Origin of the sequence: Streptomyces sp. NPDC017890, from assembly GCF_044328675.1 — a bacterium.
Taxonomy (GTDB): Bacteria; Actinomycetota; Actinomycetes; order Streptomycetales; family Streptomycetaceae; genus Streptomyces.
The window spans coordinates 146,141-162,027 of the sequence record NZ_JBIRHU010000012.1 but is presented as its reverse complement, the minus strand read 5'-3'; the positions used below and the strand labels follow the sequence as shown (position 1 = coordinate 162,027).

The 15,887-nt window shown below is 71.2% G+C and carries 12 protein-coding genes and 1 riboswitch; of the genes, 2 read left to right on the top strand and 10 right to left on the bottom strand.

The window, feature by feature from the left end:
* The first annotated feature begins 16 nt into the window (after positions 1-16).
* Positions 17-2,545 (top strand): ABC transporter permease, encoded by a 2,529-nt coding sequence (locus ACH4F2_RS17930; protein ID WP_398133655.1) that lies wholly within the window; start codon positions 17-19, stop codon positions 2,543-2,545.
* Positions 2,546-2,617: 72 nt separating this feature from the next.
* Here the strand turns inward: ACH4F2_RS17930 and ACH4F2_RS17925 are convergent, their stop codons facing one another.
* Both ACH4F2_RS17925 and ACH4F2_RS17920 read right to left on the bottom strand, forming a co-directional pair.
* Positions 2,618-3,919, bottom strand: a complete 1,302-nt coding sequence (locus ACH4F2_RS17925; protein ID WP_398133654.1) for a class I SAM-dependent methyltransferase — start codon at positions 3,917-3,919, stop codon at positions 2,618-2,620.
* A gap of 278 nt (positions 3,920-4,197) precedes the next feature.
* Entirely contained in the window at positions 4,198-5,619 is a 1,422-nt protein-coding gene (locus ACH4F2_RS17920) for an NAD(P)/FAD-dependent oxidoreductase (RefSeq protein WP_398133653.1), read from the bottom strand.
* 516 nt (positions 5,620-6,135) lie between these two features.
* Here ACH4F2_RS17920 and ACH4F2_RS17915 point away from each other — a divergent pair.
* Positions 6,136-7,344: a PP2C family protein-serine/threonine phosphatase gene (locus ACH4F2_RS17915; RefSeq protein ID WP_398133652.1), complete on the top strand. Its 1,209-nt coding sequence runs from the start codon at positions 6,136-6,138 to the stop codon at positions 7,342-7,344.
* Positions 7,345-7,529: 185 nt separating this feature from the next.
* On the opposite strand, the gene ACH4F2_RS17910 is transcribed toward ACH4F2_RS17915, so the two are convergent.
* The 8 genes from ACH4F2_RS17910 to ACH4F2_RS17875 form a co-directional block, all read right to left on the bottom strand.
* Complete coding sequence (locus ACH4F2_RS17910; protein WP_398133651.1) at positions 7,530-8,471, bottom strand: exopolyphosphatase; 942 nt, start codon at positions 8,469-8,471, stop codon at positions 7,530-7,532.
* A complete protein-coding gene (locus ACH4F2_RS17905; protein WP_398133650.1) occupies positions 8,468-9,007 on the bottom strand; it encodes a DUF501 domain-containing protein in 540 nt (179 codons plus the stop codon). The genes ACH4F2_RS17910 and ACH4F2_RS17905 overlap by 4 nt, the downstream gene beginning before the upstream one ends.
* A gap of 49 nt (positions 9,008-9,056) precedes the next feature.
* On the bottom strand, positions 9,057-9,539 hold the full coding sequence (locus ACH4F2_RS17900) for a septum formation initiator family protein (RefSeq protein WP_398133649.1): 483 nt from the start codon (positions 9,537-9,539) through the stop codon (positions 9,057-9,059).
* 99 nt (positions 9,540-9,638) lie between these two features.
* Positions 9,639-10,919 (bottom strand): phosphopyruvate hydratase, encoded by a 1,281-nt coding sequence (gene eno, locus ACH4F2_RS17895; protein ID WP_398133648.1) that lies wholly within the window; start codon positions 10,917-10,919, stop codon positions 9,639-9,641.
* Between the two features lie 257 nt (positions 10,920-11,176).
* Positions 11,177-11,911: a transglycosylase family protein gene (locus tag ACH4F2_RS17890; RefSeq protein ID WP_398133647.1), complete on the bottom strand. Its 735-nt coding sequence runs from the start codon at positions 11,909-11,911 to the stop codon at positions 11,177-11,179.
* A gap of 3 nt (positions 11,912-11,914) precedes the next feature.
* A riboswitch (cyclic di-AMP (ydaO/yuaA leader) is annotated at positions 11,915-12,081 on the bottom strand.
* 183 nt (positions 12,082-12,264) lie between these two features.
* Positions 12,265-13,308, bottom strand: coding sequence for a transglycosylase family protein (locus tag ACH4F2_RS17885; RefSeq protein ID WP_398133646.1), 1,044 nt, complete (start codon positions 13,306-13,308; stop codon positions 12,265-12,267).
* Between the two features lie 145 nt (positions 13,309-13,453).
* Positions 13,454-14,815, bottom strand: coding sequence for a cytochrome P450 (locus tag ACH4F2_RS17880; protein ID WP_398133645.1), 1,362 nt, complete (start codon positions 14,813-14,815; stop codon positions 13,454-13,456).
* Positions 14,816-14,893: 78 nt separating this feature from the next.
* Complete coding sequence (locus tag ACH4F2_RS17875) at positions 14,894-15,868, bottom strand: nucleoside triphosphate pyrophosphohydrolase (protein ID WP_398133644.1); 975 nt, start codon at positions 15,866-15,868, stop codon at positions 14,894-14,896.
* Positions 15,869-15,887: the final 19 nt, after the last annotated feature.

The following is a 15,887-nucleotide window of genomic DNA, read 5'->3' as shown; positions in this document are numbered from 1 at the left end:
CCGACAGAGAAGACCCATGTTCCGTACCGCCTTGCGCAACGTTCTCGCGCACAAGGCCAGGCTGTTGATGACCGTTCTCGCCGTGATGCTCGGCGTGGCGTTCGTGTCGGGCACCCTGGTTTTCACCAACACCATCACCGACGCCCTGCAGAACAGCTCCGCCAAGGGCTTCGACCAGGTCGACGTCGCCGTGACGACCGAGTACCAGGACGCCGAGGGCGACAAGGTCGGCGAGGTCCCCGAACTGACCGAGGCCCTCCTCGACGACAGCGCGAAGGTGCCCGGGGCGGCCTCCGCCATCGGCGTGGTGACCGGCTTCACCGCCGTCGCCGACAAGGACGGCGACCTGATCGGCGACGGCTGGAGCACGCAGGGCGGCAACTACTGGGGCGAGAAGGACCCCCGGTACCCGCTGGTCGACGGGCGCGCCCCGAAGGGCACGGGCGAGATCCTCATCGACTCCAGGACCGCCGAGCGCACCGGCTACGGCGTCGGCGACACCGTACGGATGTCCGTCGACGGCCCGGTGCTCACTCCGAAGGTCACCGGTGTCTTCACCACCGACGACGGCAACGTCGCGGCCGGCGGAACCCTCACCCTGTTCGACACGGCGACCGCGCAGAAGCTCTTCGGCAAGGCGGGCACGTACGACGAGATCGCCGTCGAGGCGAAGGCAGGTGTCACGCAGGCCGCGCTGAAGGCGCAGCTCGACGAGGCGCTGCCGAAGGACCTCGTCGAGACCACCACCGGCAAGAAGCTGGCCGACGACCAGGCGGAGACGATCGCCTCGTCGATGAGCGGCATGAAGCAGGGGCTGCTGGTCTTCGCCGGCATCGCGCTGTTCGTCGGCACGTTCATCATCGCCAACACCTTCACGATGCTGGTCGCCCAGCGCACCAAGGAGCTGGCGCTGATGCGGGCGGTCGGCGCCTCCCGTCGGCAGGTCACGCGGTCGGTGCTGATCGAGGCGTTCGTGGTCGGCGTCGTCGCCGCGGTGACCGGCCTGCTCGCGGGCATCGGCATCGGCGCCGGGATGCGCTCCCTGATGGGCACGCTGGGCGCGGTCGTGCCCGACGGACCGCTGGTCGTCTCCCCCGGCACGATCGCCACGGCCCTCGCGGTCGGTGTCCTGGTCACCATGCTGGCGGCGTGGCTGCCCGGCCGCCGGGCGGCGAAGATCCCGCCGGTCGCGGCGATGAGCAGCGTGCACGCCAAGGCCACGACGAAGTCGCTGGTGCTGCGCAACACACTGGGTGCGCTGGTCTCGGCCGCCGGCATCGCGGTCGTCCTCGCGGCGACGACGATGGAGGGCTCCGACGGGCAGGCCCCGATGGGCATGGGCGCGGTGCTGCTGATCATCGGCGTGTTCATCCTGACGCCGCTGCTCTCCCGTCCGCTGATCGCCGCCGCGGCGCCGGTGCTGCGCGTGTTCGGCGTGTCGGGCAAGCTCGCCCGGCAGAACTCGGTGCGCAACCCGCGCCGCACCGCCGCCACCGCCTCCGCGCTGATGATCGGCCTCACCCTGATCACCGGCATGACGGTGATGGCGGGCAGCCTGCAGAAGGCGATCGACAAGATGGCGGCGGCGTCGATCGAGGCCGACTACGTGGTCTCCATGGCCAACGGCAACCCCCTCAGCCCCGATGTCGCCGAGAAGCTGCGCAAGGCCGACGGGATCACCGCCATCAGCCCCCTGCGCAACGCGGAGTCCCGCATCGGCGGGCAGACCGAGTACCTCACCGGCGTCGACGGCTCCACGATCGGCGAGCTGACCGACCTGAAGGTCGAACAGGGCGCCTTCGAGGTCGGCGGAACCGACGTCGTCGTGGACACCGACACCGCGAAGGACCACGGCTGGAAGGCCGGCTCCGCCTTCACCGTCGCCTACGAGGACGGCGAGAAGCAGCAGCTGAGGATCGCCGGGGTCTACGAGGGCAACGACATGATGCGCGGCATCATGGTCGACCTCGCGGGCGTCGCCCCGCACCAGTCGGACCCGGTCGACATGCAGGTGATGGTGAAGATGTCCGACGGGGCGTCGTCGGCCGCGAAGGACAGCCTGGTGAAGGCGCTCGACACCAACCCGGCGATCAAGGTCCAGGACAAGAAGGACGTCTCCAACGAGATCGCGAAGATGTTCACGCTGATGCTGAACATGCTCTACGGCCTGCTGGCCATGGCGGTGATCGTGGCCGTCCTCGGTGTCATCAACACCCTGGCCATGTCCGTCTTCGAACGCTCCCAGGAGATCGGCATGCTGCGGGCGATCGGCCTGGACCGCAAGGGCATCAAGCGAATGGTCCGCCTGGAGTCCCTGGTGATCTCCCTCTTCGGCGGTGTGCTCGGCGTCGGCCTCGGCGTGTTCTTCGGCTGGGCCGCCGGTCAGCTGATGGGCACGACGCTTCCGACGTACGAACTGGTCCTGCCCTGGGTACGGATAGGTGTCTTCCTGCTGCTGGCCGCCCTCGTCGGCGTCCTGGCGGCGCTGTGGCCGGCCCGCCGGGCTGCACGCCTGAACATGCTCCAGGCCATCAAGGCGGAGTAGCCGGTACGCACGAGGAGGGCCCCGTTCCCGGGTGGGAGCGGGGCCCTCCTCGTGCGTGCGGCGGGCGTGGGCTCAGTTCCAGGTGCGGGCGCGCAGCGGCATCCCGGAGCCGCCCGGCTCGGGGGTCTTCACGGCGAGGACCTGGTTGACACCGATGCGGTTGCGCTCGAAGGCGAGCGCGGAGGCGACCATGTAGAGCTGCCAGACGCGGGCGCGGCCGGGGCTGACGAGCCGGGTGGCCGCCGCCCAGCCGGACTCCAGGTTGGCCACCCAGCGGCGCAGGGTGAGCGCGTAGTGCTCGCGGATCGACTCCACGTCGCGCACCTCGAACCCGGCGCGTTCCAGCTGGGTGACGGTGCTGCCGACCGGGGCCAGTTCACCGTCGGGGAAGACGTACGCGTCGATGAACTCGTCCACGTGGTAGGCGGACTCGTCCCGCTGGGGCCGACGGGCGATCTGGTGGTTCAGCAGCCGCCCGCCGGGCGCCAGGAGCTCGAACAGGTCGACGGCGTACTCCAGGTAGCGCTCGGCGCCGACGTGCTCGGCCATGCCGATGGACGAGATGGCGTCGTACGGCCCGTCGGCGACGTCCCGGTAGTCCTGGACGCGGATCTCCACCCGGTCGGTGAGCCCCTCGTCGGCGACCCGCTTGCGGGCGAACGCGGCCTGCTCCTGGGACAGCGTGACGCCGACGACGCGCACACCGTGCTCGCGGGCCGCGTGGATCGCCATGGAGCCCCAGCCGCAGCCGACGTCGAGGAGGCGCTGACCGGGGCTCAGGCCGAGCTTGCGGCTGACCAGTTCGAGCTTGTCGCGCTGGGCGTCCTCCAGGGTGCCGCCCTCGGTCTCGGGGGCCTTCCAGTAGGCGCATGAGTACACCATGGACGGGCCGAGGACGAGTTCGTAGAAGTCGTTGCCGACGTCGTAGTGGTGGCTGATGGCCCGTCTGTCGCTGCGCTTGGTGTGCAGGTGGCCGCGGGCCCGGCGGGCCTCCTCCGGCGGCGGGGCCGGCGGCAGCGGCGGCCCGGCGAGCCTGACCAGACCGCGTACGGCGGCCCTGAACTCCGGGTCGCGCAGCGCCTCGGCGAGGCCGCGGGCGTCGTCGTCGCGCTCCCAGAGGAGACCGGCGAGCAGACCGAGGGCGGTGTAGATGTCTCCGTCGATGTCGAGGTCGCCGGCCACCCAGGCGCGGGCCAGGCCGAGTTCGCCCGGCTTGAACAGCAGGCGGCGCAGGGCCCTGCGGTTGCGGACGACGAGGGCCGGCGCGCCCGGCGGGCCCGCCTGCGAACCGTCCCAGGCACGGATGCGCACCGGGATTGGTGTTCCCAGCAACTGTTCGAAGAGGTTCTGCAGCCGCAGCGCGGCGTCAGCCATGGCGTACCTCCGTGACGAGCGATCCCGGAATGTCCGACACCACGTAAACACCTGGGGGCCCGCCGTCCAGTCCCCGGCACGCGTTACGGCTGAGCAAAATACCTGTACACGCCATGGGATTTTTCGCCCGGTCGGCGCAGCGCGAAGGGGCCGCCCGCACCACGGATGGCGGGCGGCCCCTGCGAGGGTCCTACGGGTACTGCTACGGGGTGCTGCTGGTACTACTGATGCTGCTGGTGCTGCTGATGCTGCGGTACGGACGGCCGGAGGTCAGGCGGTCAGGAGGCCTTGGCCTTCTCCTCGGTCTTCTCCGACTTCGCGGCCGGCTCGCCCTTGTCGGCGGCCTTCGGCGCGGCGGCCTTCGGCGCCGGCTTGGCGGCCTCGTAGAACTCCTCGCGCGGGGTCTCCATCGCGCCGAGGGAGACGACCTCGCGCTTGAGGAACATGCCGAGCGTCCAGTCCGCGAAGACGCGGATCTTCCGGTTCCAGGTCGGCATCGCGAGGCCGTGGTATCCGCGGTGCATGTACCAGGCGAGACGTCCCTTGAGCTTGATCTTCATCTTGCCCATGACGATCATCGCCACGCCCTTGTGCAGGCCGAGGCCCGCCACCGCGCCCTTGTTGGCGTGGCTGTACTCCTTCTGCGGGAAGCCCCGCATGCCGGAGACGACGTTGTCGCCGAGGACCTTGGCCTGGCGCAGCGCGTGCTGGGCGTTCGGCGGGCACCAGGCGTTCTCGTTGCCCGCCTTGCGGCCGACGAGGTCGGGCACCTGGGCGTTGTCGCCCGCGGCCCAGATGTAGTCGGTGCCCTGCACCTGGAGGGTGGGCGCGCAGTCGACGTGACCGCGGGGGCCGAGCGGGAGGCCGAAGCGGGACAGCGCCGGGTTCGGCTTGACGCCCGCCGTCCACACGATGGTGTTGGAGTCGACCTCGAGGCCGTTCTTCAGCACCACGTGGCCGTCGACGCAGGAGTCCATGGAGGTGGACAGGTAGATCTCGACGCCCCGGCTCTCCAGGTGCTCCTTGCCGTACTGGCCGAGCTTGGGGCCGACCTCGGGAAGGATCTTGTCGGCGGCGTCGACGAGGACGAAGCGCATGTCCTCGCGGGAGACGTTCCGGTAGTACTTGGCCGCGTCGCGGGCCATGTCCTCGACCTCACCGATGGTCTCCGCGCCGGCGAAACCGCCGCCGATGAAGACGAAGGTGAGCGCCTTGCGGCGGATCTCCTCGTCGGTGGTGGAGTCGGCCTTGTCGAGCTGCTCCAGGACGTGGTTGCGCAGGCCGATGGACTCCTCGATGCCCTTCATGCCGATGCCCTGCTCGGCGAGGCCGGGGATCGGGAAGGTGCGGGAGACCGCGCCCATGGCGATGACCAGGTAGTCGAAGGGCAGCTCGTACGCCTCGCCGACCAGCGGGGCGATCGTGGCGACCTTGCGGTCCTGGTCGATGGTGGTGACCCGGCCGGTGAGGACCTCCGCCTTCGGAAGCACGCGCCGCAGGGGGACGACGACGTGCCGCGGGGAGATGTTGCCGGCGGCGGCTTCGGGGAGGAAGGGCTGGTAGGTCATGTACGACCGCGGGTCGACGACGGTGACGGTCGCCTCGCCGTAACGCATCTTCTTCTGGATGCGTCGAGCTGCGTACAGGCCTACGTACCCACCGCCTACTACGAGGATCCTGGGACGCTCCGTGGTGCTCATGCCATCGAGTATCCACCCGCCCGAGGGGGGTGGATCGTGCGCCCCTTCACAAGCTCCGACGGGGGTCGTGTTACACTCCTCCGCCCACGTGACGGAGATCATGACCGACGCGCGGAACCGGAGCACGGTGCACCACGTTGTCAATGCCACCTGAGCTGCCCGTCCGGGCCTCCGCCCCCTCTCCGCCGGCATCCGGCCGGGCCCGTCCCGCCCCCTCCTCCACCACCCTCCTGAACGTGTTCAAACGGCAGTTGAGCCCTCAAAAGGGTCAACGGGCGACCGTCCGTCGCCCGTCGAGGTCCAATTCCTTGTGAAGAACTTCACGAAGTTTCTCGCAAGGTGGTCCCGCCAGGCGTTTCTCCGCTCCCCACGGACCGCTCAAACGCTTCCCGGCTCGCTCACCCGACACCCCGCCGCGGTTCTTCCCACCGACGGCGCGGACTCGTCTGCGCGCCACCGCGCGCCGCGCTCACTACGTTGGTCGGACCGCACCGACTGCGCTCGGAGAGAGGTGGCATGAGCCCGCACCGCCGCACCACGGGGCTGCAGTCCTACGTTCCGGAACCGGACGCCAGCCCGCCGCTGCCGCCCTGGGCGCAGTGGACACCGCCGGCGTTGACGGGACTGGCCCTCGCCGTCGACCTGCCCACTCCGGGCGCCGTGAGCGGTGACGTGCTGCTGGCACTCAGCACGATGACGGCCGCCTGCGTCTACGCACTGCCCCTGGTGGTGCTGATGGCGGTGCTCAACAGTGCCGTCGGCCTGCTGCTCCTGCTGGCCACGCATCTGGAGTCCGACAGCGGCCACGCGGTGGTCGACTTCTTCGCCCTGCTCGTCCTGGTCTGGGCGTCGGTACCGCTGAGCCTCCTGCGCCTGTCCCTGTACCGGCGGCTCCTGGGGGTCCGGCGGACCGCGGAGTACGCGCAGCGCGCGGTGCTGCCGCCGGTGCGGGCCTGGCTGGGACGCACCTGGATCGCGGTGCGCTACGAGGCCGCCTCGCACGCGGCGGCCGTGGGCGGCGACCTCTACGCCGCCGAGCTGACCCCGTACGGAGTGCGTCTGCTCATCGGTGACGTCCGCGGCAAGGGGCCCGACGCGATCCCGGCCGTGGCGGCTCTGGTCGGCAGCTTCCGGGAGGCGGCGCACCACACCGAGCCCCTGCCGCTGCTCGCCCGGCACCTCGACGAGGCGGTCGCCCGGAACATCCGCGACCTGGGGGCCGTGCGCGGCGGGGCCGGTTCACCGGGCGAGCAGTTCATCACCGCGGCCGTCGCCGAGATCCCGCCGGGCGGCGGTGAGGTGCGCCTGGTGAGCCGGGGCCACTGTCCCGCCTTCCTGGCCACCGGGGAGGGCGTGCGGCAGTGGGAGCCGGCCGATCCGGGGCTGCCGCTCGGCCTCGGCGACCTGGACCCGGGGCCGTGGGAGTACGAGACGCGCCCCTTCGTCCCCGGCGACCTGCTGCTGCTGTGCACGGACGGCCTGCTGGAGGCCCGTGACGCGAACGGCGTCTTCTTCTCTCCGGAGGACGGGCTGCGGGCGTGCTGGCACCAGGGTCCGCCGGCCGTGGTGGACACACTGGCCGAACTCGTGCACCGGCACGCCGGCGGAGTCCTCCCCGACGACCTGGCCCTGATCGCCGTCACCCAGCCCGCGACGACCCCGCCCCCGCCACCCGGGGACGGGGACGGGGACGGCGATACCCGCGGCTGGGGCGGGGCGCGGTGAGGGCGACGCGCGGGTGGTGGGGATCTCCTCGAAGCGGCCGCAGGCGCAGAAGCCCGCCTCGCTGACCAGCGGGCAGACGCTCAGCTGACGCCGCCGCGCCGGGGTTCACCCTCACGGACAGCCGCCCCGGCCTTCCCGCGTTCGTCACCGCCGGGCCGGCCGCCCGAGCACCCGCACCTCGTCGGCTAGGCCACCGACCAGGCGATGCCGTCGAGGATGTCGTGCTCGCTCACCACGACCTCCTCCGCGCCCGTGCGCTCCATGATCGCCAGCAGTACCAGCGCGCCCGCCCCGATGACGTCGACGCGCCCGGGGTGCATGGAGGGCACGGCCGCCCGCTCGGCGTGCGTGGAGCGCAGCAGCCAGTCGGTGATCTCCCGGACCCGCTCGCGGGAGACCCGGGAGTGGTGGATGGCGGCCGAGTCGTACTCGGGCAGCTCCTGCGCGATCGCGGAGACCGTGGTCACCGAGCCGGCCAGCCCGACCAGCGTGTGCGCCTCGCGCAGCGGCACCGTCTCCTCGGCGAGGTCCAGGGCCGCCTCGATGTCGGCCCGCATCGCCGCGACCTGCGCCTCGGTGGGCGGGTCGGACACGGCGCCGTCGTGCACCAGGTGCCGCTCGGTCATCCGCACGCAGCCGACGTCCACGGAGCGGGCGGCGCGCACGTGGTCGTCGCCGACGACGAACTCGGTCGAGCCGCCGCCGATGTCGACGACCAGGTAGGGCTTGCCGAGGTCCTCGCGGCCCGTCAGCTCCTTGGTGGCGCCGGTGAAGGAGAACTCCGCCTCCTGGTCGCCCGAGATGACCTCCGGTTCCACGCCGAGGATGTCCATCACCCCGCGCACGAAGTCGTCCCGGTTCTCCGCGTCCCGGGAGGCGGAGGTCGCCACGAAACGCAGCCGCTGTGCGCCGTGCTCCTTGACGACCCCGGCATACTCGCGGCAGGCGGCGAAGGTCCGCTCCAGCGCCTCGGGCGCCAGCCGCCCGGTGCGGTCGACGCCCTGGCCGAGCCGCACGATGGTCATGCGGCGGTCGAGGTCGGTCAGTTCACCGGTCGCCGGGTCGGCGTCGGCGACCAGGAGCCGGATCGAGTTCGTACCGCAGTCGATGGCGGCGACACGGGTCACTTGGCGTCCTCCCCACAGATCTCGCCGAGCGTCACGCACGGCCCCTTGCGCCACCACTGGGGCAGCATCGCGATCGCCTCGTCGCCCAGCGGGTTGACGCCGGGACCCGCCGCCAGGGAGTGGGCGACCAGCACGTGCAGGCACTTGACCCGGTCGGGCATGCCGCCCGCGCTCGGGAAGCCGGTCAGCTCCTCGATCTCGTCACGGCGCCGGATGTAGTCCTCGTGCGCGGCGCGGTAGGCGTCGGCCAGTTCCGGGTCGGTGGCGAGGCGCTCGGTCATCTCCTTCATCACGCCGTTCGCCTCCAGCGTGCCGATGGCGGAGGCCGCCTTCGGGCACGTCAGGTAGTACAGCGTCGGGAAGGGCGTTCCGTCGGGCAGCCGCGGTGCCGTCTCCACGACGTCCGGCTGCCCGCAGGGGCAGCGGTGCGCGATGGCGCGCAGGCCGCGCGGGGGGCGTCCGAGCTGCTGCTTGAAGGCCTCGACGTCCGCGTCGGTGGGCTCGGTGCGCGGGGTGGTCGGCGGGGGAGTCTGCATGACTGTCTTCTGCTGGTCTTCCTGTTGAGTCACTGCCGGCGCTGTCGGTTCACTGCCGGCGGGCGGCGGTGTCGGCCTTGTCGACCCCGTCCCAGACGTTCCGGTACCAGGGGCGGTCCGCGGCACCGGCCTCGGCGCGGGCCTTCTTGGCCGTGTCCGGGTCGATGACGACGAACCCGGTCTCACCCGGCATCACATAGTGCAGCCGCAGCCGGATCTGCTGCTCGGCGTAGGCGTCGTCCTGCCAGCGTGCCTTGAGGTCGCGCAGGTCCTCGACCCGGTCCCGGGTCTCCTGCTGCTCCCGCCGGAGATCGGCGATCTCGGCGCGCTGGGCGACGTACTGCCGTATCGGGTAGGCGAGCGCCACGACGAGCGAGCAGAGCACCATCGCGAGCAGCGCGGCCCGGCCGGTCAGCCGGGAGCGACGGGCCTGGCGCTTGGTCTGCGAGCGGTAGACCCGGGCCGCGGTCTGTTCCCCGATGATCCGGATCCTGGTCGCGGTGGAGAAACGGTCCCGGTCCTTCACCGCCATGTCTGTCCCCGCCTCCCCTCCACACGTGCGTACGTCCCCGCACACGGTACGGGACCGAGTACGGGGACGTACGTACGACGCTGCCTACAGGGTTGCGGGTCAGCCCTTGAAGCGCGGGAAGGCGCTGCGGCCGGCGTACACCGCGGCGTCGTCGAGGATCTCCTCGATGCGCAGCAGCTGGTTGTACTTGGCGACGCGCTCGGAGCGGGCCGGGGCGCCGGTCTTGATCTGGCCGCAGTTGGTGGCGACCGCCAGGTCGGCGATGGTGACGTCCTCGGTCTCGCCGGAGCGGTGGGACATCATGCACTTGAAGCCGTTGCGCTGGGCCAGCTCCACGGCGTCCAGGGTCTCGGTCAGCGAACCGATCTGGTTGACCTTGACCAGCAGGGCGTTGGCCGAGTTCTCCTCGATGCCGCGGGCCAGGCGCTCCGGGTTGGTGACGAACAGGTCGTCGCCGACGAGCTGGACCTTGTCACCGAGCTTGGCGGTGATGGTGTTCCAGCCGTCCCAGTCGTCCTCGAACAGCGGGTCCTCGATGGAGACCAGCGGGTACGCCTCGACCAGCTCGGCGTAGTACTCGGTCATCTCGGCGGCCGTGCGCTGCTTGCCCTCGAAGGCGTAGGAGCCGTCCTTGTAGAACTCGGACGCGGCCACGTCGAGCGCGAGGGCGATCTGCTCGCCGGGGGTGTAGCCGGCCTCCTTGATCGCCTCGAGGATGAGGTCGAGGGCCTCGCGGTTGGAGCCGAGGTTCGGCGCGAAGCCGCCCTCGTCGCCGAGACCGGTGGCCAGGCCCTTGCTCTTCAGGACCTTCTTCAGGGTGTGGTAGACCTCGGCGCCCCAGCGCAGGGCCTCGGAGAAGGACTCCGCGCCGATCGGGGCGATCATGAACTCCTGGATGTCCACGTTGGAGTCGGCGTGCGAGCCGCCGTTCAGGATGTTCATCATCGGCACCGGCAGAAGGTGCGCGTTGGGGCCGCCCAGGTAGCGGAAGAGCGGCAGGTCGCTGGCCTCGGAGGCGGCGTGGGCGACGGCGAGCGAGACGCCGAGGATGGCGTTGGCGCCCAGCGAGCCCTTGTTGTCGGTGGCGTCCAGGTCGAACATGGCCTGGTCGATCAGGCGCTGCTCGGTGGCGTCGTAGCCGACGAGCTCCGGGCCGATCTGCTCGATGACGGCGAGAACGGCCTTCTCGACGCCCTTGCCGAGGTAGCGGCCCGGGTCGCCGTCACGGAGCTCGATGGCCTCGAAGGCGCCCGTTGAGGCGCCGGACGGAACGGCGGCACGACCCGTGCTGCCGTCGTCGAGGCCGACCTCGACCTCGACCGTGGGGTTGCCTCGGGAGTCCAGGATTTCCCGGGCTACGACGACGTCGATGGACGGCACGAGCATCTCCTTCTTCAATGTGACGCTTCGGTGTGACGCGCGGGTCCACAGGACCGCAGCGGCTCTGCGGGACCGAGCCTAACCGGCTCCGGGCGATCGGCCAGCCGATCGCCCACCCGCTGGACAGAACCGAGAGTAAATTGTTTCCGAACGGAACAAAGACGTTTCCGGAAACCGGTCCGGATTCGGGGCGTGAAAAACCCGCCCCGGTGCGTACGGGGGAACACGCACCGGGGCGGGAGCAAGGGGGCCGCCGCTTACTTCAGGTGCAGCTGCTGGCCCGGGTAGATCAGGTCGGCGTCGTCGACGATGTCGTCGTTCAGCTTGAACAGCTTCGCCCAGCCGCCCTTGACGTCGTGCTCCTCGGCGATCGAGCTGAGGGTGTCGCCCTCGACGACCTCGTACTCGCCGTCGCCCTTCTCGACCTTCTTGCCGGTCGGGGTGGTGACGGTCTCCTTCTTGGCGGCCGGGCGCTCGTCGGAGCGGGAGGCCTTCTGCTCGGTGGAGCGGTCGGCGGTGGAGCCGCCGCTCTGGCTCTGCGAGCTCTCGGAGCTGCCGGAGCCCTGCGCGGAACCGCTGCCCTGGCTCTCGCTCTCGCCGGAGCCGCCGCCGGTGTACGCGGCGTTCGACAGGCCGGTACCGCAGACCGGCCAGGCACCCTTGCCCTGGCCCGCGAGCACCTTCTCGGCGATCTCGATCTGCTGCGCCTTGCTGGCCTGGTCGGCGGTGGCGGCGTACTGCGTGCCGCCGTAGCCGGCCCAGGTGGAGGCGGAGAACTGCAGACCGCCGTAGTAACCGTTGCCGGTGTTGATGGACCAGTTGCCGCCGGACTCGCACTGGGCGACGGTGTCCCACTCGGAGGCGGTGGCGGCGGAGGCGTTGCCGGCCGCCATCAGCGGGGCGGCGACGGCGGCACCGGTGACGCCGGCGACGGCGATGACGCGGGTGGCCTTGGACGGGCGACGGTGCTTGCCCTTGCCGGAAAACAGCATGGTTGATCCCCTCACCGACGCCTGCGAGGTGAGCTGTCGGGTTCGGGCCGGTTGAGTTGCCCGGCCGGGTTCCTCGCGGAACTCGGCTCCACCCCTAGCCACTCCGGTTCAACTGCCCGGCGCGGCACTTACCTTGGGTCCCCCGCTCCTGCCTTCGGCGCTTGACGCGACGACTGTTCCCGGACGGCCGCTGGCAGGATTCGGCGTTGCGGCAGCCGGGGCCCGCGATGGCGAGCGGTCATGACCGTAGACACGCGCTCCGCGGTTTTTCAAAGACGATCACGGCTTCTGAGACCTATCTCTCACGAGATCCAAAACGGACATAGAGTCTCTAACCGTGACGTGAACTCCCTCTACTTTTCACCCGTTTCGCCCGTGAGCGTGAGCGTCTGACCGGGCAGGATGTGGTCCGGGTCGGCCCCCACGACCTCCTTGTTGCCGACGTAGAGCGCATGCCACCCGCCGTCCACGTCGAGGGAGTCGGCGATGCCCCAGAGACTGTCGCCGGAGCGCACGGTGTAGGAGCCGTCCACGGCCTGGCGTGCCTCACCCTCGCCGCGCGAGGCGTGCCGCCCCGACGACTCGGCCGTGCGGCCGTCCGCCACCCCCTCGTCGGCACTGCCGCCTCGATGCCGGCCCGCGCCGGACTCGTCCGTGTCGGTGAGAGCCGAAGAGCCCTCGCTCTGCCCCGGCTTGTCCGATTCGCCGACCTCCGGAGAGGTCGTGGGCGAAGCGCCGGTGTCGCGCGGACCGGTGCTCTTCCTGGGGTCGGTTTCAGGGGACGTGTCGGACTTGGTCGTATCGTCCCCACGGTCCGACGAGGAGTCAGGGGAGGGCGAGGCCGGGGAGGAAGGGGAGGAGGGGGATGCCTCGGACGTGGGTTTGGACGGCTCCGACGGCTGGGACGCCTCCGTCGAGCCGGACGAGCTGGTCAGGCCGGGGGTGTCCGACGTCCCCGAGGTGTCCGATCCCTCCGACGAGCCGTCACCCGCCGCACCCGTGCCACCGCCGACGGACGCCGAGTCGTTGCCCAGGCCCGCGAGCAGACCACAGGTCGGCCAGGCGGCGATGCCCTGGTCCGCGTGCAGCTTCTCGGCGACTCTCACCTGCTGGGAGCGGCTGGCCTGGTCGGCACTGGGTGCGTACTCCAGGCCGCCGTACTGCTCCCAGGCGTCCTGGGACAGCTGCAGGCCGCCGTAGTACCCGTTGCCGCTGTTCTGGCTCCAGGCGCCGCCGGTCTCGCACTCGGCGACCCGGTCCCAGTTCGCCCCGTCGGCCGCGTGGGCGCCGGTGGCACCGAGGAGTGGGATCGCGATGGCGGAGCCGGTCACTCCGGCGGCGACGACCAGGGCGGGAGCCTGGCGGGGGCGGCGGTGACGACCGTTCCCGGAGAGCATGCGACGACCTTTCACGAGACAACGGGGACCGCGCGACGGGTGATGCTCGGGGCGCCACGCTGATTCGTGAACGTATAGGCAGATGATCGCTTGTCACAAGTTCATGCCGCGCAGATCACGTGAAGATCACAGAGTTGAGCGCGTGTCACCTTTGCGTCGGAGACGGGCCCTTGCCCGCCCACGAAGGACCATCGCCCGACCCCGACCCCGACGACGACGGACCATCGCCCGACGACGACTCGACCGGAGTGAACGAGACGGGCAGGGTGCGCAGCCCGCGCATGATGAGTCCGCCGCGCCAGCGCAGCTCGGCCGGCTCCGCTGCGAGGCGCAGGTCCGGCAGGCGGGTGAGGAGCGTGCCGAGCGCGGTCTGCCCCTCCAGCCGGGCGAGCGGGGCGCCGAGGCAGTAGTGGATGCCGTGGCCGTACCCGAGGTGCTGGCTGTCCCGGCGGGAGAGGTCCAGGGTGTCGGGGTCCGTGAACCGCTCCGGGTCCCGGTCGGCGGCGGCGAGGACGACGAGGACGGGGTCGCCGGCCGCGATCTCCTGCCCGGCGATGGTGAGCGGCCGGGTGGCGAAGCGCCAGGTGGCCAGCTCCACCGGGCCGTCGTAGCGGAGGAGTTCCTCGACGCCCGTCTCCAGCAGGGCGTGCTCGCCCGCGGCGAGGGACGTCTGCAGGCGGGCTCGCTGCCCGGGGTGGGTGAGCAGGGCGTACGTGCCGTTGCCGATGAGATTGACCGTGGTCTCGAATCCTGCGAAGAGCAGGATGAAGGCCATCGCCGCGGCCTCGTTCTCGGTGAGGTGTTCACCGTGGTCGGAGGCGCGGATGAGCGCCGAGATGAGGTCCTCACCGGGGCCGGGCTCGGGCGGCAGCGCCGCGCGCTTGCGGTGGATGAGGTCGGCGAGGTAGCCCCGCATCTTCTTCACCGACCGGGCGACCCCGCCCCGCGGTCCGCCGCCGTGACGGATCATCATGCCCGCCCAGTCCCGGAAGTCGTCCTGGTCCTCGCGGGGTACGCCGAGCAGGTCGCAGATGGCGTAGATGGGCAGCGGGAAGGCGAACTCGTGGATCAGGTCGGCGGAGCCGGTGGCGGCGAACCGGTCGATGAGGCCGTCGGCGAGCTCCTGCACCCGGGGCGCGAACTCGGCGACCCGGCGGGGCGTGAACGCCTTGCTGACCAGCCGCCGCAGCCGGGTGTGGTCCGGCGGGTCGATGTTCAGCAGATGGGTCATGAGCTCGGCCTTCCGCTCCCCCGGAATGCCAGTCTTGCCCTTGGCGTGCGCGGGCTCGTCGTGATGCGCCGGGTTCTTCGACAGCCGCGGGTCGGCGAGGGCCTGCTTGGCGTCGGCGTACCGGGTGACCAGCCAGGCCTCCACCCCGCTGGGCAGCCGGGTGCGGTGCACGGGGGCGTGCTCGCGCAGCCAGGCGTAGGCGGGGTAGGGGTCGCTGGCGAACTCCCAGGTGAACAGCTCGGGGGCGGGGCGGTCGGGCGTGGAGTGGTCGGTCACCCCTTGACCGTATCCGGGAGGCCGGAGGTGTCCCGGGCGCCGGTGTGCCTTCCGCCGGGGCCCCGGGCGGCGCCGGACTCAGTGCCCGGCGTGCTCCGCCTCCCGGATCGCGTCCCGGTACGCACGTGCCGCCGCTCTCAGTGCCGCCTCCGGGTCCGTGCCCTCTGACTCGGCGCGTGCCGCCAGGGCGAGGAGCTCGTAGCCGATGCCCTCGCCGGAAGGGAGGGGGACCGGGAGGCCCGCGGTCCGGACGCGGGAGGCGAGCTTGGCGGCGAGGGCGAGGCCGGGCTGGCCGAGGGGGACGCCCTCGGTGACCGAGGTACGCTGCTTCTCTGCCGCCTTGGTGCGCAGCCAGTGCTCCCTGACCTCCTCGGGGGTGGAGGCCGTCTCGTCGCCGAAGACGTGCGGATGGCGGTGGATCAGCTTGGTGACGATGGTGCCGGCCACGTCGTCGACGGAGAACGGGGCGTCGGGGTCGTCCTCGGCGATGCGGGCGTGGAAGACGACCTGGAGGAGTACGTCGCCCAGTTCCTCGCGCAGTTCGTCACGGTCGCCGTCCTCGATCGCCTCGACGAGTTCGTACGCCTCCTCGATGGCGTACTTGGCCAGGCCCTTGTGGGTGCGCTCGGACGACCAGGGGCATTCGAGGCGGATGCGGTCCATGACCTGGACGAGGTCGAGCAGGCGCGCGCCCGGCAGGTCGTAGGAGGCGGGGAGCAGCTCGAGGTCCGGCATCCGGACGCGGCCCGATCCGGCGAGGCGGGCCAGTCCGTCGGTGAGGACGGGGTCGCCCTCACCGGTCGCCACGACCACCACCGTGTGACCGCCGGCGCAGGCGGCGACCAGCTCCTCGGCGGTCGGCGCCGCCTCCTCGACCCGTATGCCCGCCTCGCGCAGGTACGGCAGCTGCGGGTGCGCCGCGTCGGCGCACAGCACCCGGTCGGCGGTGCGCAGGGCCTGCCAGGCGGGCCAGGACAGCAGGCCGGGGGCGACGCGGTGGCTGGTGGTGAGGAGGACGACGCGGCCCGGGTCGGAGGCGGTGGTTGCGTTCACCCCCCGAACGTAACGCACG

Coding starts and splice junctions, on each gene's coding strand:
- ACH4F2_RS17900 (WP_398133649.1), bottom strand. CDS start 9,539: ATGGCGGTGAAGGACCGGGACCGTTTCTCCACCGCGACCAGGATCCGG.
- ACH4F2_RS17905 (WP_398133650.1), bottom strand. CDS start 9,007: ATGCAGACTCCCCCGCCGACCACCCCGCGCACCGAGCCCACCGACGCG.
- ACH4F2_RS17885 (WP_398133646.1), bottom strand. CDS start 13,308: ATGCTCTCCGGGAACGGTCGTCACCGCCGCCCCCGCCAGGCTCCCGCC.
- ACH4F2_RS17930 (WP_398133655.1), top strand. CDS start 17: ATGTTCCGTACCGCCTTGCGCAACGTTCTCGCGCACAAGGCCAGGCTG.
- ACH4F2_RS17890 (WP_398133647.1), bottom strand. CDS start 11,911: ATGCTGTTTTCCGGCAAGGGCAAGCACCGTCGCCCGTCCAAGGCCACC.
- ACH4F2_RS17925 (WP_398133654.1), bottom strand. CDS start 3,919: ATGGCTGACGCCGCGCTGCGGCTGCAGAACCTCTTCGAACAGTTGCTG.
- ACH4F2_RS17920 (WP_398133653.1), bottom strand. CDS start 5,619: ATGAGCACCACGGAGCGTCCCAGGATCCTCGTAGTAGGCGGTGGGTAC.
- ACH4F2_RS17915 (WP_398133652.1), top strand. CDS start 6,136: ATGAGCCCGCACCGCCGCACCACGGGGCTGCAGTCCTACGTTCCGGAA.